Origin of the sequence: Streptomyces mexicanus, from assembly GCF_902506575.1 — a bacterium.
GTDB classification, from domain to species: Bacteria; Actinomycetota; Actinomycetes; order Streptomycetales; family Streptomycetaceae; genus Streptomyces; species Streptomyces mexicanus.
In genome coordinates this window covers 5,994,762-6,016,433 of sequence record NZ_LR732544.1, presented here as the reverse complement: position 1 = coordinate 6,016,433, position 21,672 = coordinate 5,994,762, and the positions used below count along the sequence as shown (strand labels likewise).

Genomic DNA, 21,672 nt, shown 5'->3' with positions numbered 1-21,672 from the left:
GCCCCACGTGATGAGTGGCTGCGTCACGGGTTCCAGCCGCAGCCGCCGTGACGCGGCTGGCTGGTGTCTGGCCGCTGGCATGCCGACGCCGTCAGCGGTCACTCGCGTGCGCCCGCCGGCTCCACCGCCCTGTGGCGCAGGGAGAGGCCGGCCGGAGCGACCGCCGAGATCACGGCGACCACCGCGCAGGCACCCGTGGCCGAGGCAAGCGTCGCCCACGGCATCTCGATGGAGGTCCGCACCGAGAGCAGGCCCAGCGCGCTCCACATGCCCGCCAGGTTGACGCCGGCGACCAACGCCCCCAGCAGTCCGCCGACCACGACCACCATCAGCGCCTCGGCGCCCACCAGCCGCAGCACCTGCCACCTGGTGGCGCCGGCGAGTCGCAGCACAGCCAGCTCGCGGACCCGGTCGGAGGTCGCCATGACCATCGTGTTGGCCAGCGAGATGCCGGTGTAGAGGAGGGCGATCCCGAGGACCAGGAGGAACCCCGTCCGGGTCGTCCGGTCGGTCTCGGGGAACGTCGCCCGCACCCAGGCGTCCCTGGTGAGGACCTCTCCGCCCGACGCCCGCACCGCCTGACGCAAGGCAGCGGCCACGGTGTCCGCGTCGGCACCGTCCGCGAGGCGTACGTCGACCCGGTCGACAGGTGCCGAGGGGGCGTTGCGCGGGGTGACGTAGACGCCGTTGTCGCCGGTGCCGATGGTCATGACCGCGGCGATCCTCAGGGACGTCCTGGTGCCGTCGCCGAGCCACACGTTCACCCGCTCGCCCACGGTGTGCTTCTCCCACTCTTCGTTGACGATGATCGAGCCGTCGTCCAGGTCGCTCACCTTCCCCGAGGCGAGCGGGAGACGGGCCGTCGCCGCGAGCCCCTCCGGCTCGACGGCCCTGGCATCGGACCTGAGGAGCGCCACGCCGTCCTCCAGGACGTACACGGCGCTCGACGAGCTCGCCGAGACCTCGGCGCCGGAAACGGCCCGAAGCCGCTGCAGCGTCGCCTCGTCGAAGCCGGCGTCGCCCTTGGCGGTGACCACGAAGTCGGCTGCCGTCTGCTGGCGCACCTCGGTGGCCTTCGCCTCGCCGAGGGTGGCGGTGGCGCCGAGCAGAGAGCCCGCCAGCGCGACCGTGACCAGCACGGGCGCCGCGACGGCGGCAGTGCGGCGCACCCCGGCGGCGGCGTTCTCCCGTACCAGCATCCCGCCGGCGCCGGGCAGGTGCGCCGGCAGCCAGGCGATCAGCCGGGCCAGTGGCCGCACCAGCACCGGGGCGAGCAGCGCGACCGCGGTGATCAGCAGCATGGGCCGGCTCACATAGGTCTTGCGCTGCAGCAGGTCGCCCGGGTTCGTCACCAGGGCCAGGGTCAGTGTCACCGCGGCCGTGATCAGCAGGGCCGCGCCGCACAGCCGGCGGCCCCGGGTCATCGCCCGGGTGTCCACGGACGCCTCGCGCAGTGCCTCGGTGGGACCGGTGCGCCCGGTCCGCCAGGACGCGGCCAGCACACCGCACAGGGCCACGATCAGGCCCGTCCAGAACGCCATGTGGTAGGGCCAAGTGTAGTCGCCGATGGTGAACCAGCGGGGTGCGAGGCTCTCGTCGACCGCCCACTCGGCGAGCTTCGGAGCCCCGCAGGAACCGAGCAGACAGCCGGCGGCCGAGGCGAGCACACCGATCGCGAGCGCCTCGCGGACGACCATGCGGCGGATCTGGCCCGGGGTCGCCCCGGCGGTGCGCAGCAGCCCGAATTCGCGGCGCCGCTGGGCCACCGCGAACGCGAAGGTCGAGGCCACCACGAACACCGACACGAAGGCGGTGACGCCGCCGGCCGTGCCGAACATGGAGTTCATCGCGGTGAGGGCCTCACTGTCCCGGTCGGGGTCGGCGTCGGCGTACCGGCGCGCGTCCCCGGTGAGGACCTGGACGCCCTCGCTGCCGCGCACCGCCTCGCGCACGGCCGCCGCATCGGCGTCGACCACGAGCTGGACGGTGCGCGGCGACAGTCGGGCGGCGCGGGCGTCGGTGTAGAACACGGCGTTCTCGAAGCCGAGGCCGCGCACGGTGCCGACGACGCGCACGGTGCCGCCGTCGGTCCGCACCTGGGTGCCCGGACGGGCCCACCCGCCGCTGAGGACGACCTCGTCCGCGGCCTCGGGCGCGCGCCCCGCGTCGAGCCTGTACGGCGCGAAGGCGGCCGTGGACCAGGGGTGGCCCACCAGATCGGCAGGCCCGCCCTCGGCGCGCACGGCGAACGACCGGTCCTCGACGACGGTCCCGAGGCCGCGCAGCTTCGCGACCGTGTCGGCGGGCACGGCACGCGGCTGCGCGAGCTTTCTCGGTGCGGTCGCCGATCGAGGTGGGCACCTCGAGGGTGTCCTGGCCCTTGACGACGACCGGCGCGGCGGCGAACCGCTCCGGTCCCCGGTCGGGTGCGTCCAGCGAGGAGGCCAGGGCGAGCCCCATGACGGCGATCAGCGCCACGCCCAGGCAGAGGGCCGACGAAACTGCCGACGAAGGTGACCCAGCGGGTGCGCAGGGTGCGCAGCGTCGTACTCAGCACGGCGCCGCCTCGAGCTTGGTCATGCGCGCCGCGATGTCCTCGGCCGAGGCGCCGATCAGCTCGCCGTTGACCCGGCCGTCGACGAGGAAGACGACGCGGTCGGCGCAGGAGGCGGCGACGGGGTCGTGGGTGACCATGATGATCGTCTGGCCGCCCCGGTCGACCATGCCGCGCAGCAGGGTCAGCACCTCCCGGCCGGTCTGCGAGTCGAGCGCGCCGGTCGATGTCGGCCGTCGGGCACGCGCAGGCACTGGTCGCCGCAGTCGAGGAGCACGCCCCCGACATCGTGGTGACGGACGTACGCATGCCGCCGGGATTCCAGGACGAGGGCCTGCACGCGGCAGTGCGGCTGCGCGAGAAGCACCCAAGCCTCCCGGTCCTGGTCCTCAGCCAGTACGTGCAACGGGCCTACGCCGCCGAACTCCTCGACTCCGGCGACGGATCGGGTGTCGGCTATCTGCTCAAGGACCGGGTCGGCCAGGTCGAGGAGTTCGTGCAAGCGCTGCACAAGGTGGCAGACGGTGGGACGGTGGTCGACCCCGAAGTGGTACGCCAGTTGCTGCGCCGCCGCCGCGATCCGCTGGAGCAGCTCACCCCGCGCGAACGCGAGGTACTGGCACTGATCGCCGAAGGCAGGTCCAACAGCGCGATCGCCAAGGAACTCGTGGTGTCCGAAGCGGCGATCGGCAAGCACATCGGCAACATCCTCACCAAGCTGGACCTGCCGCCGACGGACACGACCCACCGCAGGGTCCTCGCCGTGCTCACCTACCTGCGGGCCTGACCTCGCCTGGGCACACCGGGCCGCCGGGGTCGATCCGCGGTGACCACGGTGTCTTCGTCGTTGTTCGCGCGCGAGGCGCGGGTAGCCACGACCGTCATGAGCTGTGATGCCCGTCGTAGGCGATCGGGCCGCTTGCACCTCATCACGGCGGTGGTGATGCGGCGAAGATCCAGCGGTTGGCGGCCAGGGCGTCGTCCGGTTCGGGGAGGGGGCCGCGGCCGTAGAGGGCGGTGAAGTCGTACGGGGTGTGGGTGCGAACGGTCCAGCCGCGGGCGGTGAGGTCACCGGCCGAGTCGGGGCGGGGGCGGGGGTCGAACAGGGCCGTCAGGTCGATGCCGAGCCGTTCTCGAGCGGCGACGTACACGGCGTTGGCGCGAACCCGCGGAGACTCGGCGACCTCCTTGATCTCGTAGGCCAGGTTGCTGCCCGGCGCGCTGAGCCGGTCGACGGTGGCGATCAAACGGCGCTCCGCCCTCGCCGGGAGGTAGAGAAGCAGTCCCTCGGCCAACCAGGCCGTGGGCGCGGACGGGACGAAGCCGGTGTCCAGCAGGGCGTCGGCCCAGTCGTCGCACAGATCGGCCGCGAGTGTCCGCCGCTCCGCCGCCGGCACCGCGTCCGCGCGGTCGAGCACCGCCTGCTTGAAGGCGAGCACCTCGGCGGTGTCCACCTCGTACACCGTGACGCCGGGCGGCCAGTCCAGGCGGTACGCTCGCGCGTCCAACCCGGCGCCCAGCAGCACCACTTGGCGCACACCCACGCCCACCGCGTCGAGCAGATGGTCGTCCAGCGTGCGGGTGCGCAGCGCGAAGTAGCGGCCGAGGCGCCCCCAAAGGGGGTCGGCGTCCCCGCCGGGCACCTCGTCCGGGTGGACGGGCCAGCCGGACGAGTCGGGCGCGGCCCTGACGAAGTGCTCCGCGAGCGGGTCGCGGGCCAGGGCGTCAGAGCGGTGGCTCTCGATCGCGCGGGCGGCGGCCACCAGCAAGGCGGTACGGCCCACGCCCGCCGCCATACCCGCGGTCAGCTCCGAGGCGGTGTTCATGCCTCCTCCTTTCGTGCGAGTCCGGGAACGAGCGCCGGCACCGTCCACGCAGCCGGGTCGTCCGCGGTCGTGGTCCGTGCGCCGTACACGGTGCGCATGAAACGCAGGACCTCCTCGTACGGCAGGTGCAGAGAGGTCGTGCAGTCCGTCAGGACGGTGACATGGAAGCCCTTTTGGAAAGCGGTGCGGGCGGTGGAGTCCACGCACACGTCGGCGAACAGCCCGGCGAACACCAGATGGCGCACGCCTCGCCCGGCCAGGTGGTCCTCGAAGCCACCGGCGAGGAAGGCGTCGAAGCACGCGTGCTTGGTGAACACGGCCTCGCCCGGCTCCGGCAGTGGACCATGGAACTCGGCACCCCACGACCCCTCCAGGCACTTCGGGTCCTTGCCGAGCAGCCGGTCGCGCAGCCGCCAACTCTCCCCCTGATGCTCGACATCACCCAGGAAGCGCACGAACACGACCTCCACGCCCGCTCGGCGGGCCGCCCCGGCGGCGCGGCCACTGCCGGCGACGACCGCGTCGAGGACGGCGGGGTCACCGCCGAAGCGGGCCCTGGCCACAGGACCCGCGCAGAAGTCGTTCTGCAGATCCACGATGACCAGGATCGTCCCCACTCCGCTCACGATCCGCCCGCCAGGGCGCCGTCCCGCATCCCTCGCTCCCCGGCGGCCGGCGCCAGCGCGTCCAGCAGCGCCTTCACCACCCCGCTGGTGGAGTGCCGACCGCCGAGATCCGGGGTGCGTACGCCCTCCGCGGCCAACGCCCTCAGCGCCGTCTCGGTCCGCTGCACAGCGCCGTCGTGCCCGACGTGCCGCTCCGCGACGAGGGCCGCCGCGCGGATGGTCGCGACCGGATTGACCAGGTCCCGCCCGGCCAGATCGTCGGCCGAGCCGTGCACGGTCTGGTACTCGACGAGGCCGGCCGCTTCCGGGGCGAGATACACGTTCTCCGTGCAGCGGTTCTCCTGCCGCTCGGAGCCGAACCGGTCCAGCAGCACGACGTGCATGATGTCGGCCCACTCGTTCCCTGCGATGAGCAGCGTGCGGTCCGGCAGGTCGTGTGCCAGCAGATTGCGGTTGACCGTGTCCGGCTGGAACACGTCGATACGCACCCCGTGCCGTGCGGCGATCGCTGCCGCCCACGCGTCGAACGCGCCGTCCAGCAAGTGGAATTTGTACGCCATCACAATCCGGTCGGGGCCACCGTCGGGCCAGGCGAGCCGGGCCCTTTCCAGCGCGTGGACGATGACCGCCTCGGTGATGTCCCGGCTGAAGGCGAGGGTGCGGACCACCTGGCCGTCGGTATGCCGGTTCTTGCCGGTGTAGAAGCCCTGCGCCTGATCGCGCACCAGGAGCAACGACTTCCCGCCGGCCGCGAGGTGGTCGACCTTCACAGCGCGCAAGCGCTGCCGGACCAGGTACAGAGACTGAGCGTTGACGGCGGTGCGGAACACAGCGGGCGTGCCCCGTGCGGCGAGACCACGGCAGAATTCCTCGTAGTGCGCTGCGTCCTCGGCTGTCAGCCGCCGGATCCGGGCTACGTCCCCCTCAGCGCGCAGCGAGACGTAGGAGTGGTACAGCCGCGGCGACCGCACGATGCGGACGCCGGTGGTGAGCGCTTCGAGGACCCGTTCGAAGGCGTCCGCGAGCTCGGGGCCGGTGCCCCGGCCGACGGCGAGCCCGACGGAGGGTAACTCCCGCTCGTCCTGGCGCTGTCCGGCGATCGGGATCATCCAGCGGCCCCTGCGGTCAGGTGATCGCCGGGGATGCCGGACTTCTCGGGCCGGTAGTAGTCCCGGATGCCGTCGGCCCAGGTGCGCACGGCCACGCGGTCGTCCCCGTCCGGGCCGAAGGCGTCGAACAGCGCCTCGATGTTGGCCTGCTCGAAGCCGATCGCGGTCATCAAGGCGAGGAAGTCCGGCCGGGTGACGCGGCCGTCGCCGTCCGGGTCACCCAGCGCGGCGAGCGCCTCGGCGAACTCGCTCACCGTTGCGTCGAAGCGCTGGGGATTGAGGACGGTCGCGGTGAACTCCTCGGGGCTGATACGCCCGTCGCCGTTGGCGTCCAGCTCGGTCACCAGCGTCTGCCAGTACCGCTGGAAGGCACTCAGCAGCCTGTTCTTCGCCTCCTCCCCGGCCGCAGGTACGGCGGCGGCGACCCGGCCGCCCATCAACTCGAAGTCGGCGGGCTCGATGTAGCCGTTCCCGTCGGCGTCGAACAGGGAGAAGACGAGCCGGGCACGGTTGTTCGCCTCGGTGGTGGCCATGGTGGTACACCTCTGCTTTGCGGTCGGAACCCGCCGGAACCCCTCGCCCCGGCGGCGGATTCACTATCCGTCCCCACCGGCCCCACACACGTGCGCAGACGGCCTATTGCACACCAACGGGCGAATTTCGCCGTGCAAGGTATGAAACGCCGACCGGCGTGATCGGACCGGTCGGGCGGTGACGACATGGTCGGCCTTCGCACCCCTGGGTGATGCCCCGCCCTCCGGGAGCGCGACCGAACCTCTCGTCGACCCCGGTGAGGTGCTTCTGCCGCTTCTTGACCATCTCCAGCTCGAACGAGCCGTTGGGCTCAGTGTCGCGGCCGGAACGGGGCGAGCGTGGCGCGCACGAGATCGGCGGCACCCCAATCGGGGTCGAACTGGGCGATCACGGCCAGGTGCTGGCGCAGCTGGAGGATCGGCATGCGTGCGCGCCAGGCGCGGTCCAGCCCGGTCAGCTCGGCGTACAGCTCGAAGAACACGTGTGCCTCGGCCGGCGGCGCCGTCGTCCACAGGTGGGCCAGGTCGACCTCGGCCCACGTGTACGACACGGCCGGGTCGATCAGCGCGGGCCGCCCGTCGGGGGTGGCCATGACGTTCAGCGCCCATAGGTCGCCGTGCGTCAGGCACGCGGGTCTGACCGGCAGCAGTTCGGGCAGCCGGTGGCACAGCCGCTCCAGCGCCGCCCGGTCCGTGGCGTCGAGCGCCTCCTGGACGCGACGCTCGCCGAGCCAGCGCAGCAGACGGTGCTGGGCGAAGAACTCGAACCCGTCGTCAGTCCAGGTGTTGACCTGCCGACGACGGCCCAGCCAGTTGTCCCGGTGCCACCCGAAGCGGGGGGAGCGCGTGGTGGTGTGCAGATGGGCGAGCGCATGCGCGAGCTGCTCCCAGAAGGTTTCGGGGCCAGGCCGGGGTTGCAGCGCGGACAGTACGAGCAGGTCGCGGTCCGCGAGGATGATCTCGGGCGTGGCGACGCCGCCCGCCTCGCGCAGGACGGTGAGCCCTTCGGCTTCCGCGGTGAAGGCGTCGTCCGACGGCGGCTCGCCGAACGCCTTGACGAATATCGACGTGCCGTCACTGCGGCGCGCGAGCCCTGCGGTCGCGGCGAGGCCTCCCGTGGCCGGCTCGGCCGCGACGACGTCGGTCAGGCCGGCCGCATGCAGGCGTTCGAGCAAGAAGGACATCGGGTCCGTCATGGGTGTGCTCCTGTCGTCGTGGCCGAAATCAACGATGGTGGACGCGGGCTCGTGTGCCGGGGGTGGTGAGGAGACGGCTGGAGGGCTGTCGGAGGAGGTGATGTGCGGCAGCCGGGTGGGGCAGCGCGGCGGGCCTGGGAGAAGGGGCTGGGTCGTGTCGGTGCCGGGTGCAGCAGTGGTCGCGGAAGTGCGGCGGTTATTGTGTCATCTCGGCGTTGCCGTAGGTCCTTTCACCCGGGGCATGTGGCGCTTGGTCCCCGGGTGTGCGCGGACGGGTCGGTTTGCGCACTGATCCGTCATCCTGCGCAAGGGCGATGCGTGGCGCGGACGATGCCGCGCACCCTGGCATCGCGGTGTGTTCGGCGGGGTGGGAGTGTACGCCACTCAGGCGCCGGCTGGGCAATGGAGCCCATCGTGATGCGCATCGGCTGCGCAGTGAGCCTGCCCCGCTGTATGCGGCAGCGTGGCCCGGGTGTAACCGCGGTGCCCCCGGCGACCGTTGGGATCGCGTAACGAAACCAAAAGGCACGCTGAGGACACTTGCCCGCTGTCTACCAGCGCCACCTGCCGCTGTCCACGCGCACCTCAATCACGCGGGCCGTCCCGCGGAGGTGATGGCCGAAAGCTGCCGGCAGCAGTCGTACGCCTGGTTGGATACGCGCCAGTAGGTGAACCGCGGGGTCGTCGGTGCCGGAGCCTCGACAAGGAGAACTGATGCACGTGACCGGACCCACTGGCCTGAGGAAGGTGCTGACCGACCGGAACTCCGGCCTGTACCTGAGCGGTGTGGTCGTGTCGGGTTTCGGCAGCACGGCCATGTCGCTGGTCGCCGGCATGTGGGTGAAGGAGCTGACCGGGTCGAGCAGTGTCGCGGCGCTGGCCACCTTCTGCGTATGGCTGCCCACCCTCTTCGGCCCCGCCGTCGGGGTGGTGGCCGACCGGACCCAGCGGCGGACGCTGCTGATCGCCACGAACGTCGCCATGGCCGTGCTGCTGCTGCCGCTGCTGGCGGTCAGGTCCGCCGACGGCCTGTGGATCCTGTTCGCCGTCATGATCGTCTACGGGATCAGCACCGTGCTGCAGGACGCCGCGGAGGCGGCGCTGGTCACCGCCGCCGTACCGGCCGAGCTGCGGGGCGACTTCAACGGGCTGCGGATGACCGCGAACGAGGGGATGAAACTGGTGGCGCCCCTGGCAGGGGCCGCCCTGTTCGCCGCCCGGGGCGGCTTCTCCGTGGCCCTGCTGGACGCGGCGACCTTCCTGGCCGCGGCGGCGGCCTTCGCCTGCATACGGGTGTCCGAGCCCCCGGTCGGCCGCCCGGGGCGCGAGTCCTGGGCGGCTCAGACGGTGGAGGGCGCCCGTTACCTCTGGCGGCACCCCCTGCTGCGCCGCCTGGTCCTTGCGGGTGGCTCCGTCATGCTGCTCAGCGGTCTCAACGCCGCGGCCGTCTACGCCGTGGTGGACTCCGGCCTGCACCGCGACGCCGCCTTCGTCGGAGTGCTGTACACCTTCCAGGGGATCGGCTCCATGCTGGGCGGTCTGACGGCGGGCGCCCTGATGCGCCGTATGTCGGAGCCCGCTTTCAGCGCCGCGGGCATCGCCGTCTTCTCCCTGGGCGTGGTCCTGCGCGCCACCTCGTCCACCGGCCTCGCCCTCGCGGGAAGCGTGCTGATCGGCGTCGGTCTGCCGTGCGGGCTCATCAGCGCGTTGACGGCGGTGCAGCGGGAGACGCCGGAGAACCTCCTGGGACGGGTGGCGGCCACGGCGAACACGTTCCTGTTCGGTCCCAGCGTGGTGGCCCAGGGGGTCGGAGCCGGCCTGGTCGCTGTCGTCGACCACCGACTGCTGCTGGGGGCCGTCGGCGCGGGCGGCGTGGTCACTACGGTCTGGTGCCTCGCCGGTTCCCGACGGCAGCCACTGCGGCCCGCCGTCCCCGAGGAGGACGTGCGGCAGGCGAGCGCCTCGCCGTCCGACGGCTGAGAACGGGGGTGACCTGACGAAGCACGGCTAGGAGACGGTGGCGGCGGGGGGCGTCCATCGGTGGGTGCGCGGCAGGGCGCCGCTGACACCGAAGTCTTTCCTCAGCTGCTCCGGGACGGCGTAGTGCATGACGCGTCCGCGGGTGAGGGACGACAACTCGAAGATGGTGGTGAGGTGGCCGAGGCGGTCCAGCGCCCAGGCTCCGAGCGGGGAGCGGTCCTCGATGGTCTCCAGGACGCCGAGCAGGTGCGGCACGGTCTTGACGACGGTGTCCCACGGGGTGCGGGGGACCTGCAGCCAGTCGGCGCAGGTGTCGCCGATCAGGTAGCGGATCAGGGCGGAGACGATGGGGTCGAAGAAGGTGCCGGGCACGACATCCTCGTAGAGATCGATGAGTTGCCGGGTCAGCTGGGCTCCTTCTGCGGAGGGCCCCATATGCCGGACCATGTACAGGTCGAGGAACTGCCGGGCCTCGTCAAGGGTCTTCGGGACGGCCTCCTGGTCGACGCCCAGCATGGCGCCGACCACACGCCAGGCATAGAAGTACGCCTCGGCTCCCTCGGCGCTCATGTGGATGCCGAGCCGGTGCAGGCTGTCCAGGACCAGGAGGGAGAAGAACATCTGCCCGCCGATCATGTCCTCCTGGCAGATCGGCGTTCCCATCGTCTCGGTGTCCCAGCGGTTCTCCCGCGTGAGGTGGTGGCGGATGGAGGCGTGCAGCAGGCGCACTTTCTGGGCGGCGGGGATGAACCGGCTTCCTGCCTCGAAGGCGTCGGGCTGCATGAGGTAGACGGTGAACTGGCCGGTCTCCGCCATCCGCTTGGACGGGTAGTTCAGCCCGTGGGTGGCCGACAGCAGCTTCGCGACGTGCGGGACGACGTAGCAGGCGGGCATGGAAGCGAAGGCCAGCGCGGTGGAGATGTGCACGTTGTTGTCGATGAAGAACAGCCGGGCTTTCTCCATCTCGCCCCAGTCTACCCAGGTCGGTGGGACGCTGGTGGCCTGAAGGTACTCGCGTGCGACGTCGGGCAGTCCGTCCGGCAGGGGGGTGCCGGCGGTGGAGACGTGGCGCATCAAGGTGTTGAACTTGCCCACTTCCCCCCGTTCGAACAGTTCGGCGACGACGGCGTCGGCGAGGTCGTCACCGGCCTGGCGCAGGGCGTCCATGGAGGCCTCGGTGCAGGTCATGGCAGAACTCCTTGTACGGGCGGGATTTCCACGAGGCGGGGGGTGGCCACTGGGGGAGCGGCAACTGCCCGCCCCGGAGCGGCAGATCAGGACCGGCGGACCGCCGCGGAGTGCGCCAGTGCGGTCAGGGCCGCGACAGCGTGCGCGGGAACGTCGAGCTCGTGCAGAGCACCAAGAGCGGTCTCGACCCGCGCGGTGATCATGTCCTCGATGAGGTCGGGTGTCTTCAATCGGCGCATCAGCTCGCGGACCGTGTCCAGACCGCCGGTGTCCGCTCCGCGTCTGCCGAGCAGGCCGCGCAACTGCTCCCGATCCTCCTCACCGGCGACACGCCAGGTCTCCGCCAGCAGGGCGGTGGGTCGATGACCGCGTACGTCGTCGGCGCCGGCCTTGCCGGTATGTTCCGGGTCGCCGAACAGACCGAGCAGGTCGTCCCGCAGCTGGAACGCCTCGCCCAGCGGCAGCCCGTAGGCGGAGTAGCCCTCGCGCAGCCGCCCGCCGGCCCCGGCCAGCACCCCGCCGATGAGGAGAGGGTGTTCGACCGTGTACTTGGCCGTCTTGTACCGGATCACCTTCAACGACGCGGCGGTGTCCGGATCGGCCGCTGTGTGCAGAATCTCCAGGCACTCGCCCGCTACCAGTTCCCGGGCCATGACCGACCACAAGGGGCGGGCCCGCGCCAGGTATGCCGCGGGCAGACCGCTGGTGACGAACAGCTGCCCGGCCAGCGACATCAGCAGGTCCCCGACCAGCATCGCCAGCGACCTGGCTGCGGAGACGGCACGTGGGCGACGACGCAACGCCCCGCGCAGCGCCACCTGGGCCGTGGGCCGGCCGTGCCGCAACGGGCTGTCGTCGATGAGATCGTCGTGCACGATCGCAGCGGCGTGCACCAGCTCCATGGAGGCCGCCGCCCGCACCAGCGAATCACCGTCCGGCTGCCCTGCCGCACGCCAGCCCCAGTAGCAGAACGCCGCCCGCAGCCGTTTACCGTCCGCCACCGCCGCCTGAAGCTGCTCGGCCACCGGCTCCAGCGCGGGGTCGATCGCCACCAGCTGGTCCGCTTCCTGCGCGACGAAGTCGCGCAGCACCTTGTCGATCCGGCTCTTGAACGTGGCCGGCTCCCACCGCTCAGACATCGCCGGCGGCCCGCCGGGACAGGGCATGCCGAGCGAGGATCTCCAAGTGGGCCGGGGGAACGGCCGCGTGCCGGTCCAGCGCGATGCGACCGCGCGCCATCAGGTCCTGCTCGGCCTGCGCGGCCAGATCCGCGGCGTCCGAACGCCGCAGCAACCCCCGCACCGTCCCCAGAGCCGACCCCAATGCGCTCACCGCCAGATCGGCCACCCCGGCCACCAGCAGCACCGCCTGTTCATCCAGACGCCCGCGCCGATCCGCTCCCTGCATCAGGCCCCCTCCGGTCCAGCACGTCCGAGCGGCGCCGGTCATACGCCGTCCTGTCCAGCATCACGTCGCACCGGGAACATGAAGGGAAAAACTCACGATCGAGTGATCACATCGCACACCCGAACGAGAACTGCTGTACCCACGCGGTCACACTCTGTTCAGCCGACTTCGGCCTGCTCGGCCCGGGCTTGGTGTGGGGGAGGGGTAGGGGTGGCCATGAGGGCGAGCACACCCTTGAACGACCCGTACATGGTCGTGCTGCTGCGGACGGGGGCCGGGACGATGCCCGACGATCAGCGGATGAAGGACCCGGTCCAGGAGCTGTAGGCGGCCAGTGAGCCGTTCGCCCGGTGCCGGATCTCGTGGGTGGTGTCCAGGCCGTCCAGGCCAGGCCGGGCCGGGTGGAACACCCAGCCCTGGGGGGTTCTGTCAGTACCTGTAACAGCAGGGCCTTCCGCACGGCTGTGAGCTGCGATTTCCTCGATGGTGGCAGCGGATGCGGTCCACGTCCGGGAGGCGGGGAACCCCTCCTGCGGATGCCCGTCGGCCTCTTCTGGCCGACAGTGAGCAACGCCGCGTCCTCGTGTTCACACCTTTGCAGGGAGTCGCCTCATGGCACAGCAGTCCGCGCCTCGGGAACTGGCCGGCATCGCGCCGAAGCTGGTCGAGGTCACCAACGAAGTCCTCTTCCAGGACGTGTGGCAGCGTCCCGGGCTTGCCCCACGGGATCGCAGCCTGGTCACGGTCAGCGTGCTGGCCGCGCTGTACCGCAGCGAGCAGCTGCCCTATCACCTGGGTGTGGCGCTGGACAACGGACTCACGGTGGAGGAGCTGTCCGAGGCGATCACGCACCTGGCCTTCTACGCCGGATGGCCCAACGCCATGACCGCGATCACGCAGCTGAAGAAGATCGCCGACGAGCGCTCCGCCTGACCACGGCGCGAGCAGCGCAATGAAGCCCCGCACCGTCAGGGGGGCGGATTGAATCAGAGGAAAGAACGAAATGGCTGGCAACGGTTTCGATCAGATCTTCCCCCTCGGGGAGAAGAACGACGCCTTCGCGCAGTACTTCATCGGCCAGAGCTACCTGGCTCCGCTCGCCTCGGGGAGCGTCCCCGTCAGCAACGTCACCTTCGAGCCGGGCTGCCGCAACAACTGGCACATCCACCACGGCACGGGCGGCGGCGGTGACCAGATCCTGCTCTGCACGGCGGGCAGCGGCTGGTACCAGGCCGAGGGCGAGGAACCCGTCAGCATGGAGCCGGGAACAGTGATCCGCGTCCCGGCGGGCACGAAGCACTGGCACGGTGCGAAGGCCGACTCGTGGTTCTCCCACGTCGCCTTCATCACGCCGGGCGAGAACGTCAGCAACGAGTGGCTCGAGCCGGTCACCGACGAGGTGTACGGGCAGCTGCCGAGGAACGGAGCGCACGCATGACCATCCTGGACGAGACCTACACGCTGTCCAACGGCGTCGAGATCCCCAAGCTGGGGCTCGGCACCTGGTTCATCGACGACGACAAGGCGGCCGACGCGGTCCGCGCAGCCGTGGAGATCGGCTACCGCAACATCGACACCGCCCAGGCGTACGGCAACGAGGGCGGCGTCGGCGAGGGCGTACGCAGCGCTGGAGTGCCCCGCGACGAGCTGTTCGTCTCGACCAAACTCGCGGCGGAGATCAAGGACTACGACCAGGCGGTCGCCGCGATCGACGGCTCCCTGCGAAAGCTCGGCCTGGACCGCATCGACCTGATGCTGATCCACAGCCCGCAGCCGTGGGACGACTTCCGCGGCGGCGACTACGCCGAGGGCAACCGCGCGGCGTGGCGCGCGCTCGAGGAGGCGCACCAGGCCGGCAAGATCCGGTCCATCGGGGTGTCCAACTTCCAGCAGCAGGACCTGGAGAACCTTTTGCAGGGAGCGAGCGTCGTGCCGCACGTCAACCAGCTGCTCGTGCACGCGGGCAACACTCCCTCCGAGCTGCTGGCCTACTGCGAGAGCAAGCAGATCCTCGTCGAGGCGTACTCGCCGATCGCCCACGGCGCGATCCTGAAGCACGCCGAGGTCCAGGCGATGGCAGAAAAGTACGGCGTGTCCGTTGCGCAACTGTGCATCCGCTACACCCTGCAACTGGGCACCGTGTCGCTGCCCAAGACGGCAAACCCCGAGCACATGCGGTCCAACGCCGCAGTCGACTTCGAGATCTCCGGCGAGGACATGGACGTCCTGCGGGATCTGCGCGACGTGGACTACGGCGAGCACAGCGTCTTCCCTGTCTACAGCGGCAAGTGACGCCGGACCAGCGCCGCCCCGTGACGGCCTGACGCCCTGAGCGGCGGCTCGAAGTGATACCTCGACCGATGACCTCCACGCCCCCGTACCGCGACGACAGTCTCACCCCCGGAAAGCCGACCCGGGCCCGATCCGTCGCCGCCGGCGAGGTGTGCGGGCGCGCCTACAACGGCAGCACGTTGCGCCGGCGAGGGTCGGCCATGACGCAGCGAGCCGGACGATCGTCCTTGAGTTCCCGCCCCACGGGTAACCACCATCAGTGATCGACGCCTCCGGGGCCTGCGCCGCAGAAGGGGCGGGGCCGCGCACCGTGGCCCGGCCCACCCCCCTTGCGGCCGCACGCCCCGGGGCGAGGAGAGAGCACCATGAACCCCACCTACGACTTCACCGGGCAGGTCGCGCTGGTCACCGGCGCCGCCTCCGGCATGGGCCTGGCCACCGCGCGGGCCTTCGCCCACGCCGGCGCGGCCGTCGTCCTGGCCGACCTGGACCGCCGGGCGGCCGAGGCTGCGGCCGAAAGCCTCACCGGCGACGGCCACCAGGCCCTCGGTGTCGGCTGCGACGTCGCGGACGAGGACCAGGCCGCGGCCATGGTCGAGCGCGCCGTGCAGACCTTCGGGCGGCTGGACATGGCGTTCAACAACGCCGGCATCCAAGTGCCACCGGCCGACGCCGCCGAGGAGCGCGCCGAGGACTTCGACCGCGTCAACGCGGTCAACCTGCGCGGCATCTGGACCTGCCAGAAGCACGAACTGCGACAGATGCGCGCCCAGGGCTCAGGCGCGATCGTCAACTGCTCCTCCCTGGGCGGCCTGGTCGGTCTGCCGGAACGCGCCGCCTATCACGCCTCCAAGCACGGCGTGATCGGGCTGACCCGCAGCGCGGCCGTGGAGTACGCCGCCCGGGGCATTCGCATCAACGCCGTGTGCCCGGGCACGATCGACACGCCGATGGTCGCCGGCATGCTCGAAGGCCAGGCCGAGGCCATGGCCGAGATCATGAAGCAGCAGCCGATCGGCCGACTGGGCACCGCCGACGAGATCGCCAACGCTGTGCTGTGGCTGTGCAGCCCCGCTGCCACGTTCGTCATCGGCGTCGCCCTGCCCGTCGACGGCGGCTTCACGGCCCACTGAACGCCCAGGGCCTCCCAGGTTCCTGTGTTCGCACCGGCACGGGGCCTGGGTGGCACTGCCGGTACTTGGCACAGCGGTGCCTTCCCCGCGCACCCGGGCGGCGGGTCCCCGCCGCACCCTGCCCAGCCCCGCACAGCGAAGGGACCACCCCGTGACCACCTGGACCCCGCGCGCACTGGAGCACCTCGCCGCCGCCGACGAACTGCACATCGCTCCCCGCCGCAGCGACGGCTCGCTGCGCAAGCCGACCACCATCTGGGTCGTCACCGACGGCTCGCTGCGCAAGCCGACCACCATCTGGGTCGTCACCGACGGCGATCAGGTGTTCGTCCGCTCCTGGCGCGGCACCGACGGTGCGTGGTGGAAGACGGCGCGCACCACCGGCACCGGACACATCAGCGTCGGTCGGATCGACACCGACGTCTCCTTCACCCCGGTCACCGACCCCGCCGCCAACGACCGCGTGGACGGCGCCTATCGCGCCAAGTACGGCCGCTACCCCGGCCGGCTACGTCGAACCCATGACCGCCGAGCAGGCCCGCGCCACCACCCTGCGGCTGATCCCGAAGACCTGACCCGCTCCACTCGGAAACCGGAGACATCTCCATGACCGCGTTCGCTCTCACCGGCGCCGGGCCCGGGCCGGACGCGATGCGGCGCAGCCGGATCCGCCCGGTGACGGCCTCTGCTCCGGCGCTGAGGATGCCTGTGGTCATCGTGGACGCGAACTTCCGCGCCGTGGGTCGACGGCTGTGGGACGACCACGGGAAGCGCAATGCAGGCGGTGGGCCCGCATGCGAGTCTTGCGCTGCCGGCCGGCCCGTCGAACGCGGCCGGGAGGCCGGCGTACGGGCCACGGGCCATACGCCCGGGATTGAGTCACCGGCCGGTGAAGACCGCGTCGCGGCGCTCGACGAAGGACTGGACGCCCTCGGCGCCGTCGGTGGTGGTCAGGAGCCGGGCGATATCGGGACGCAGGCGCTCGATGGCGGCCCGGTCGCCGTGCTCGTGGGCCAGATGGGCGGATTTCAGGACGGTGCGCACCCCCAGGGGAGCGGACTTCTCCGCGATGAGGGCGGCGATCTCGGTGGCCCGCGCGACGGCCGTCGCCCCGTCGGCCGTGACCTCCTGCACCAGGCCGATGCGGTACGCCTCCGCGGCGTCGAACTCCTCACCGGTCAGCACCCAGCGCATTGCGTTGCCCCAGCTCGCCTGCCGCGGGAAGCGGAAGGTGGCGCCGCCGAACGGGTAGATGCCGCGGCGGATCTCGTACTGCGCGAAGCGCGCGTCGCGGGACGCCACGCGGATGTCCGCGGCGAGCAGCAGCTCGATGCCGAGGGTCATCACCCAGCCCTGCGCGGCGGCGACGACCGGCTTGGTCCAGGGGCCGTCCAGCCGCCAGGGGTCGCGGCCGCCGTCGGGGAGGGGGAAGTGCCCCGAGGCGAGTTCGCTGCCGACGTCGACCATGTCCAGGCCGCCGGTGAAGTGGTCGCCGTGCGCGAAGAGAACACCACACCACAGGTCGTCGTCGGCTTCCAGCAGCCCGTAGGCGGCGGCCAGCTCGCTGAGCATGTCCCGGGTGAAGGCATTGCGCTTCGCCGGGCGGTTCAGGCCCATGAGCAGCACGTGCCCCTTGCGTTCGACGGTGACGGTGTCCGGGCCCACCTGGGCAGCATTCATCACTCCTCCTCGTTAGTTGCATGATGAGACCCACTGGACGTTAGAGGGCGGGGCCACGCCGGGACAAGTCCGTCTCGTCATGAAACTGATAAGGTTGCTGGGGTGAGAAGAACCTCGTTCACCGGCTGGCCGTGTTCGATCGCCCGCACGGTCGACCTCCTGGGCGACGCGTGGACCCTGCTGGTGCTGCGCGAGATCTTCTACGGCGAGTCACGCTTCGACGGCTTCATCGACTCGCTCGGCATCGCCCGCAACACCCTCACCGACCGGCTCCGACGTCTGGAGGACGCCGGCATCCTGGAGTGCCGGGCCTACCAGTCGGACCCGGTCCGCCACGAGTACCTGCCCACGGAGAAGGGCCGTGACTTCTTCGGGGTGCTGGCCGCCCTCAACGCGTGGGGTGACCGCTGGCTGGCGGACGACGAGGGCGTACCGGTGGTCATGCGGCACACCGTGTGCGGTCACGACACGCGGGCCCGGGTGGTGTGCTCCTCCTGCGGTGAGCCCCTCGCCGGCGAGGACGTCACGGTACGCACCGGTGCCGGCTACCCGGCTCGCCTGCTCGACGACCCCCGTGTGAAGGCGCGCTTCGGAGCGGATGCGGCGAGCCGGTGACGGCGGTTCCCTCAAGCCGACGCGCCCCACGTCACCGCCTGCCCATGTAGGCGACGGCTGCTGGTGCCGTTCGCTCGTCACCCGCGTGGTGGGGGTGGAAGCCATCGAGCTTCAGGCGGCGCGTGCCGGAGTCGCGCTGAGGAGAGCGCCGACGCCGTGGCAGAGTGCTGCGATGGTACGACCGACCCAGGTCTGGGGGCCCCTGTGAGCGGCCGGTTCGAAGAAGGCTGAGCTGAGCGCACACCGACTGCTTGGGCCGGTTGCCCGAGGGGCGGCCTGATCGGCAGCGAGATGGGCGGACTCGGCCCCGCGGCTTCCTTGCCTGCCGCCCGCGGCCTGTGACCTTGGGCGATCGCCGTGGTTGTCCCCTCACTGTGCCAGGTGCCGTAGTTCGTTCTCGTACAGTTCGGCCGGATCGAAGCCCATGCCGGTGAAGTGGCCGGCCAGTTCCAGGGAAAGGGCGCCGTGCAGGCGGGGCCCGAACTGCAGGGCTCGGCGCAGGGCTGCTGGTGAGGCGGGGTGGTCGCCTGCCCACTGCCGGTGTTCGGCGAGGTGGCGTTCGAGCGGCGTCCCCTCCGTTGCGTCCGCGGCAGGGCCGGCGGCCGGCTGGGCGGCGTCCAGCAGGGCGTCCATGATCTCTGAGGCGATCATGGTGATGTCGTCGGGGGCGTGGTAGCCGGGCACGGGTGTGCCGTAGATGAGGAAGTAGCGCTGGGGGTCGTCCAGGGCCCAGGCGCGCAGGGCGCGCCCGAGTCCGGCTAGGTCGGCACCGGATGCGGCGGCGGTGCGGAGGGTGTCGGCGAGACTGCGGTAGGCGTCGCGGATCAGTTCGGTGATCAGTTCGTCCCGGCTGCTGAAGTACCGGTAGAGCGCCGGGCCGCTCATGCCCATCTGTTTGGCAATGGCGTTGAGGGACAGTCCCGGTGCCCCGGCGGCGGCGATCTGCTCCCAGGCGCGTTCCTTGATCTCGGCCCGAAGCTGGGCTCGGTAGCGCTCGCGTGGGGTCTCTTTCCCTGCGATGGCCATGGGTTCGTCCCTTCCCTGTCGTGTCCGCCGGCTTCCGGGAGCCGGAGGGGCGGCTGGTCAACCGTGGAGTTAGAGCCTATTACGAACGTACTTGACTGTCACTCGGCAGGCCCGTTATAACTTCTAACGAACGCGCCAGCCACTAACGGTGCTGGTGGAGTCCAGGGAGGTCGTCATGAACGCTGCTGAGATGGTCGAGGTCGTGCTGCCCGGCAAGGTCGAGCCGGAGGGGCTTCAGGTGCGCCGGGGAGCGGTGCCGACTGCCGGCCCGGGACAGGTCGTCGTCCGCATGGAAGCCACCGGTGTCTCCTTCGCGGAACAGCAGATGCGCCGGGGCCGCTACTACGACCAGCCGCCCTTCCCGTTCGTCCCCGGCTACGACGTGGTCGGCACCGTGGCGGCGATCGGCGAGGGCGTCGACGCGGGTCTGGTCGGCACCCGGGTGGCCGCGCTGCTGAAGGTCGGCGGCTGGGCCAGCCATGTGGTCGTCGACGCCGCCGACCTGGTGCCGGTCCCCGAGGGAATCGGCGCGGCGGAGGCGGAGACCGTGGTGATCAACGGCATCACGGCCTGGCAGATGCTCCACCGCAAGGCCCGCATCCGCGCCGGGCAGACCGTTCTGGTACACGGCGCCAACGGGGGAGTGGGGTCGGTCCTGGTCCAGCTCGCCCAGGTCGCGGGCGCCCAGGTGATCGGCACCGCTTCCGCACGTCACCACGCCGCCCTGCGGGAACAGGGAGTGATGCCGATCGACTACCGCACCGAGAACATCCCCGCCCGCGTCCGCGCACTCGCCCCGGGGGGCGTGGACGCCGTCTTCGACCACGTCGGCGGCCGCAGCATCGTCGACTCCTGGCGCCTGCTCGCCCCCGGCGGCACGCTCGTCTCCTATGGCAGCGCCTCCACCCGCGACGACGAGGGCTCCAAGCAGTGGCCCGTCCTCAAGCTCCTCGGCCGGGTCTGGCTGTGGAACACTCTGCCCAATCGCCGCCGCGCCTACTTCTTCAACGTCTGGGCCGGCCGTGCTCTGAACCGCGGTCGTTTCCAGGACCGGCTGCGCGCCGACCTCACCGAGGTCTTCGAAGCCCTGCGACGCGGTGAGATCACCGCCCGGATCGCTGCTGAACTGCCCCTGACCCAGGCCGCCGAGGCCATGCGGCTGGCCGAGTCCGGCACCGTCGCCGGAAAGGTCGTCCTGCACCCCTGACGACCCACGCAGGAGCCGGCGCACCCACGCGCCCACTCCCCGCACGGTCCCCTCGTCACCCGCGCCGTCGGCGCGCCCTCAGGAGAACAGTCCTATGCCCAGACTGCGCACCCACCTCCGGCGTACTCTCACCGCCGCTCTCGTTGCCACAGCCACGCTCGCCACCCCGGCGGTCGCCGCCCCCGCTCAGCACCAGACCGCCGCCTCCACGAGCCGGATCAGCTGGAGCGCTTGCTCCGACACGGAGTTCGAAGGAATGCAGTGCGGCACGCTGCGGGTCCCGGTCGACTACGCCCACCCGCGCGACGGCAGCCTCACCCTCGCCCTGGTCCGCCGCCCCGCCGACGACCAGGCCCACCGCCAGGGCACGCTCCTCCTCAACGACGGAGCCGGCGGGTCGTCGATCGAACAGCTCCGCCTGGCGATGCGGATCGGCTTCCCGTCCTTCGCCGGCGCCATGAGCCGGAACTTCGACCTGGTCGCCGTCGACCCGCGCGGAGTGGGCCACAGCACCCCTATCCGCTGCACCACACCCCTCAAGCCCGTCGGCGTCACCCACTTCCCGCGCAACCAGCAGCAGTTCGACACGCTCGTCGCCCACAACCGCGCCCTCGCCGTCGACTGCCTGCGCGAGAACGGCCCCCTGGTCGCCCACACCGACCTGACCAGCGCCGCATGGGACTTCGAAGCCGTGCGCACCGGCCTCGGTGAGAAGCAGCTGAGCTGGTACGGCATCCACTACAGCACCCTGCTGGGGCGCACCTACGCCGCCCTCCATCCCGGCCGGCTGCGCACCATGGTCCTGGACACGGCGCTGGACGACACCACCACACCCGTCGAGCGCATCCGGCGTGAAGCGGCCACGGCGGAGGAGGCGTTCCACCGCTTCACCGCCTGGTGCGCGGCCTCGACAACCTGCGCCCTGCACGGCAAGGACGCCGCGGCCGAGTACGACGCCCTCGTCGCCCGTGCCGACCGCACCCCGATCCCCACCGCCGACGGCACCCGGACCCTGACCGGCGAGGACATCCGCACCGCCACCCAGGACTACCTGACCCTCTCCGGCGTCACCTGGCCCGCCCTCGCCCAAGCCGTCGTCAAGGCTCAGGCCGGCGACGCGACCGACTTCACCTACGAACCCGACGACACCCTCGACCCCGTTCAGGTCCAGATCCCCGCCTGCCTGGACAGCACGCGCCCGGTCACCACGGTCGACCAGCTCACCCGCCTGCGCAAGGACCTGGCCCGGATCTCCCCGCACCTGGGCGGCGCCGTGCGCTCCTGGACCGCGCTCACCGGC

At 71.2% G+C, this 21,672-nt stretch carries 20 protein-coding genes and 2 pseudogenes; 10 read left to right on the top strand and 12 right to left on the bottom strand.

Translation table 11 applies throughout. From position 1 onward, the window contains the following. Window positions 1–98 precede the first annotated feature (98 nt). Together GV126_RS26900 and GV126_RS26895 are read right to left on the bottom strand one after the other, a co-directional pair. Window positions 99–2,557: pseudogene (locus tag GV126_RS26900) on the bottom strand (FtsX-like permease family protein). Continuing rightward, window positions 2,551–2,778 (bottom strand): annotated as a pseudogene (locus GV126_RS26895) (ABC transporter ATP-binding protein); the annotation flags it as partial. The pseudogenes GV126_RS26900 and GV126_RS26895, both read right to left, overlap by 7 nt. Before the next feature lie 2 nt (window positions 2,779–2,780). On the opposite strand from GV126_RS26895, the gene GV126_RS26890 reads away from it, so the two are divergent. Then, window positions 2,781–3,341 (top strand): LuxR C-terminal-related transcriptional regulator, encoded by a 561-nt coding sequence (locus GV126_RS26890; RefSeq protein ID WP_159671639.1) that lies wholly within the window; start codon window positions 2,781–2,783, stop codon window positions 3,339–3,341. 142 nt (window positions 3,342–3,483) lie between these two features. Here GV126_RS26890 and GV126_RS26885 read toward each other — a convergent pair whose 3' ends face one another. The 5 genes from GV126_RS26885 to GV126_RS26865 all read right to left on the bottom strand — a co-directional run bounded on the left by GV126_RS26885 (window position 3,484) and on the right by GV126_RS26865 (window position 7,844). Beyond that, window positions 3,484–4,380, bottom strand: coding sequence for an SAM-dependent methyltransferase (locus GV126_RS26885; RefSeq protein WP_236570119.1), 897 nt, complete (start codon window positions 4,378–4,380; stop codon window positions 3,484–3,486). Beyond that, window positions 4,377–5,006 (bottom strand): cysteine hydrolase family protein, encoded by a 630-nt coding sequence (locus GV126_RS26880; protein ID WP_159671637.1) that lies wholly within the window; start codon window positions 5,004–5,006, stop codon window positions 4,377–4,379. The genes GV126_RS26885 and GV126_RS26880 overlap by 4 nt, the downstream gene beginning before the upstream one ends. Further along, on the bottom strand, window positions 5,003–6,115 hold the full coding sequence (locus GV126_RS26875; RefSeq protein WP_159671635.1) for an isocitrate/isopropylmalate family dehydrogenase: 1,113 nt from the start codon (window positions 6,113–6,115) through the stop codon (window positions 5,003–5,005). The genes GV126_RS26880 and GV126_RS26875 overlap by 4 nt, the downstream gene beginning before the upstream one ends. Continuing rightward, complete coding sequence (locus GV126_RS26870; protein ID WP_159671633.1) at window positions 6,112–6,648, bottom strand: EF-hand domain-containing protein; 537 nt, start codon at window positions 6,646–6,648, stop codon at window positions 6,112–6,114. Before GV126_RS26870 ends, GV126_RS26875 begins: the two co-directional genes overlap by 4 nt. Window positions 6,649–6,959: 311 nt before the next feature. Continuing rightward, window positions 6,960–7,844, bottom strand: a complete 885-nt coding sequence (locus GV126_RS26865; RefSeq protein ID WP_236570118.1) for a fructosamine kinase family protein — start codon at window positions 7,842–7,844, stop codon at window positions 6,960–6,962. A gap of 720 nt (window positions 7,845–8,564) precedes the next feature. On the opposite strand from GV126_RS26865, the gene GV126_RS26860 reads away from it, so the two are divergent. After that, a complete protein-coding gene (locus GV126_RS26860) occupies window positions 8,565–9,824 on the top strand; it encodes an MFS transporter (protein ID WP_236570117.1) in 1,260 nt (419 codons plus the stop codon). Between the two features lie 27 nt (window positions 9,825–9,851). On the opposite strand, the gene GV126_RS26855 is transcribed toward GV126_RS26860, so the two are convergent. The 3 genes from GV126_RS26855 to GV126_RS26845 form a co-directional block, all read right to left on the bottom strand. Next, window positions 9,852–11,012: an oxygenase MpaB family protein gene (locus GV126_RS26855; RefSeq protein WP_159671629.1), complete on the bottom strand. Its 1,161-nt coding sequence runs from the start codon at window positions 11,010–11,012 to the stop codon at window positions 9,852–9,854. A gap of 86 nt (window positions 11,013–11,098) precedes the next feature. Continuing rightward, the gene (locus GV126_RS26850) at window positions 11,099–12,151 is read right to left on the bottom strand and encodes a polyprenyl synthetase family protein (protein WP_159671627.1); all 1,053 of its coding nucleotides are present in this window, start codon (window positions 12,149–12,151) and stop codon (window positions 11,099–11,101) included. After that, window positions 12,144–12,461 carry a polyprenyl synthetase gene (locus GV126_RS26845; RefSeq protein ID WP_419796036.1) on the bottom strand — a complete coding sequence of 106 codons (318 nt, stop codon included), beginning with the start codon at window positions 12,459–12,461 and terminating at the stop codon, window positions 12,144–12,146. Before GV126_RS26845 ends, GV126_RS26850 begins: the two co-directional genes overlap by 8 nt. Window positions 12,462–13,031: 570 nt before the next feature. Between GV126_RS26845 and GV126_RS26840 the strand changes: the two genes are divergently transcribed. From GV126_RS26840 to GV126_RS26820, 5 genes are all read left to right on the top strand, one after another. Beyond that, window positions 13,032–13,352 carry a carboxymuconolactone decarboxylase family protein gene (locus tag GV126_RS26840; protein WP_159671625.1) on the top strand — a complete coding sequence of 107 codons (321 nt, stop codon included), beginning with the start codon at window positions 13,032–13,034 and terminating at the stop codon, window positions 13,350–13,352. A 70-nt stretch (window positions 13,353–13,422) separates the two neighbouring features. Continuing rightward, complete coding sequence (locus tag GV126_RS26835) at window positions 13,423–13,857, top strand: cupin domain-containing protein (protein ID WP_159671623.1); 435 nt, start codon at window positions 13,423–13,425, stop codon at window positions 13,855–13,857. Then, window positions 13,854–14,711, top strand: a complete 858-nt coding sequence (locus GV126_RS26830; RefSeq protein WP_159671621.1) for an aldo/keto reductase — start codon at window positions 13,854–13,856, stop codon at window positions 14,709–14,711. Before GV126_RS26835 ends, GV126_RS26830 begins: the two co-directional genes overlap by 4 nt. Before the next feature lie 365 nt (window positions 14,712–15,076). Next, window positions 15,077–15,844 carry a glucose 1-dehydrogenase gene (locus GV126_RS26825; protein WP_159671619.1) on the top strand — a complete coding sequence of 256 codons (768 nt, stop codon included), beginning with the start codon at window positions 15,077–15,079 and terminating at the stop codon, window positions 15,842–15,844. A gap of 151 nt (window positions 15,845–15,995) precedes the next feature. Beyond that, the gene (locus GV126_RS26820) at window positions 15,996–16,454 is read left to right on the top strand and encodes a DUF2255 family protein (RefSeq protein ID WP_236570116.1); all 459 of its coding nucleotides are present in this window, start codon (window positions 15,996–15,998) and stop codon (window positions 16,452–16,454) included. Window positions 16,455–16,723: 269 nt separating this feature from the next. Here GV126_RS26820 and GV126_RS26815 read toward each other — a convergent pair whose 3' ends face one another. Beyond that, complete coding sequence (locus GV126_RS26815) at window positions 16,724–17,524, bottom strand: crotonase/enoyl-CoA hydratase family protein (protein WP_159671617.1); 801 nt, start codon at window positions 17,522–17,524, stop codon at window positions 16,724–16,726. A 102-nt stretch (window positions 17,525–17,626) separates the two neighbouring features. Between GV126_RS26815 and GV126_RS26810 the strand changes: the two genes are divergently transcribed. After that, complete coding sequence (locus GV126_RS26810; protein WP_159671616.1) at window positions 17,627–18,139, top strand: winged helix-turn-helix transcriptional regulator; 513 nt, start codon at window positions 17,627–17,629, stop codon at window positions 18,137–18,139. 369 nt (window positions 18,140–18,508) lie between these two features. Here the strand turns inward: GV126_RS26810 and GV126_RS26805 are convergent, their stop codons facing one another. Next, window positions 18,509–19,165: a TetR/AcrR family transcriptional regulator gene (locus GV126_RS26805; RefSeq protein ID WP_159671614.1), complete on the bottom strand. Its 657-nt coding sequence runs from the start codon at window positions 19,163–19,165 to the stop codon at window positions 18,509–18,511. A gap of 175 nt (window positions 19,166–19,340) precedes the next feature. On the opposite strand from GV126_RS26805, the gene GV126_RS26800 reads away from it, so the two are divergent. Both GV126_RS26800 and GV126_RS26795 read left to right on the top strand, forming a co-directional pair. Then, entirely contained in the window at window positions 19,341–20,372 is a 1,032-nt protein-coding gene (locus GV126_RS26800; protein WP_159671612.1) for a medium chain dehydrogenase/reductase family protein, read from the top strand. A gap of 94 nt (window positions 20,373–20,466) precedes the next feature. Next, on the top strand, window positions 20,467–21,672 hold a 1,206-nt coding region (locus GV126_RS26795), incomplete at its 3' end, for an alpha/beta fold hydrolase (protein WP_236570115.1).

Excerpts from the sequence above, each read along its gene's own strand:
- GV126_RS26800 (WP_159671612.1), top strand. The coding sequence starts at position 19,341 with ATGAACGCTGCTGAGATGGTCGAGGTCGTGCTGCCCGGCAAGGTCGAG.
- GV126_RS26870 (WP_159671633.1), bottom strand. The coding sequence starts at position 6,648 with ATGGCCACCACCGAGGCGAACAACCGTGCCCGGCTCGTCTTCTCCCTG.
- GV126_RS26890 (WP_159671639.1), top strand. The coding sequence starts at position 2,781 with ATGTCGGCCGTCGGGCACGCGCAGGCACTGGTCGCCGCAGTCGAGGAG.
- GV126_RS26865 (WP_236570118.1), bottom strand. The coding sequence starts at position 7,844 with ATGACGGACCCGATGTCCTTCTTGCTCGAACGCCTGCATGCGGCCGGC.
- GV126_RS26830 (WP_159671621.1), top strand. The coding sequence starts at position 13,854 with ATGACCATCCTGGACGAGACCTACACGCTGTCCAACGGCGTCGAGATC.
- GV126_RS26845 (WP_419796036.1), bottom strand. The coding sequence starts at position 12,461 with ATGACCGGCGCCGCTCGGACGTGCTGGACCGGAGGGGGCCTGATGCAG.
- GV126_RS26850 (WP_159671627.1), bottom strand. The coding sequence starts at position 12,151 with ATGTCTGAGCGGTGGGAGCCGGCCACGTTCAAGAGCCGGATCGACAAG.
- GV126_RS26875 (WP_159671635.1), bottom strand. The coding sequence starts at position 6,115 with ATGATCCCGATCGCCGGACAGCGCCAGGACGAGCGGGAGTTACCCTCC.
- GV126_RS26815 (WP_159671617.1), bottom strand. The coding sequence starts at position 17,524 with ATGAATGCTGCCCAGGTGGGCCCGGACACCGTCACCGTCGAACGCAAG.
- GV126_RS26840 (WP_159671625.1), top strand. The coding sequence starts at position 13,032 with ATGGCACAGCAGTCCGCGCCTCGGGAACTGGCCGGCATCGCGCCGAAG.
- GV126_RS26805 (WP_159671614.1), bottom strand. The coding sequence starts at position 19,165 with ATGGCCATCGCAGGGAAAGAGACCCCACGCGAGCGCTACCGAGCCCAG.
- GV126_RS26835 (WP_159671623.1), top strand. The coding sequence starts at position 13,423 with ATGGCTGGCAACGGTTTCGATCAGATCTTCCCCCTCGGGGAGAAGAAC.
- GV126_RS26825 (WP_159671619.1), top strand. The coding sequence starts at position 15,077 with ATGAACCCCACCTACGACTTCACCGGGCAGGTCGCGCTGGTCACCGGC.
- GV126_RS26885 (WP_236570119.1), bottom strand. The coding sequence starts at position 4,380 with ATGAACACCGCCTCGGAGCTGACCGCGGGTATGGCGGCGGGCGTGGGC.
- GV126_RS26855 (WP_159671629.1), bottom strand. The coding sequence starts at position 11,012 with ATGACCTGCACCGAGGCCTCCATGGACGCCCTGCGCCAGGCCGGTGAC.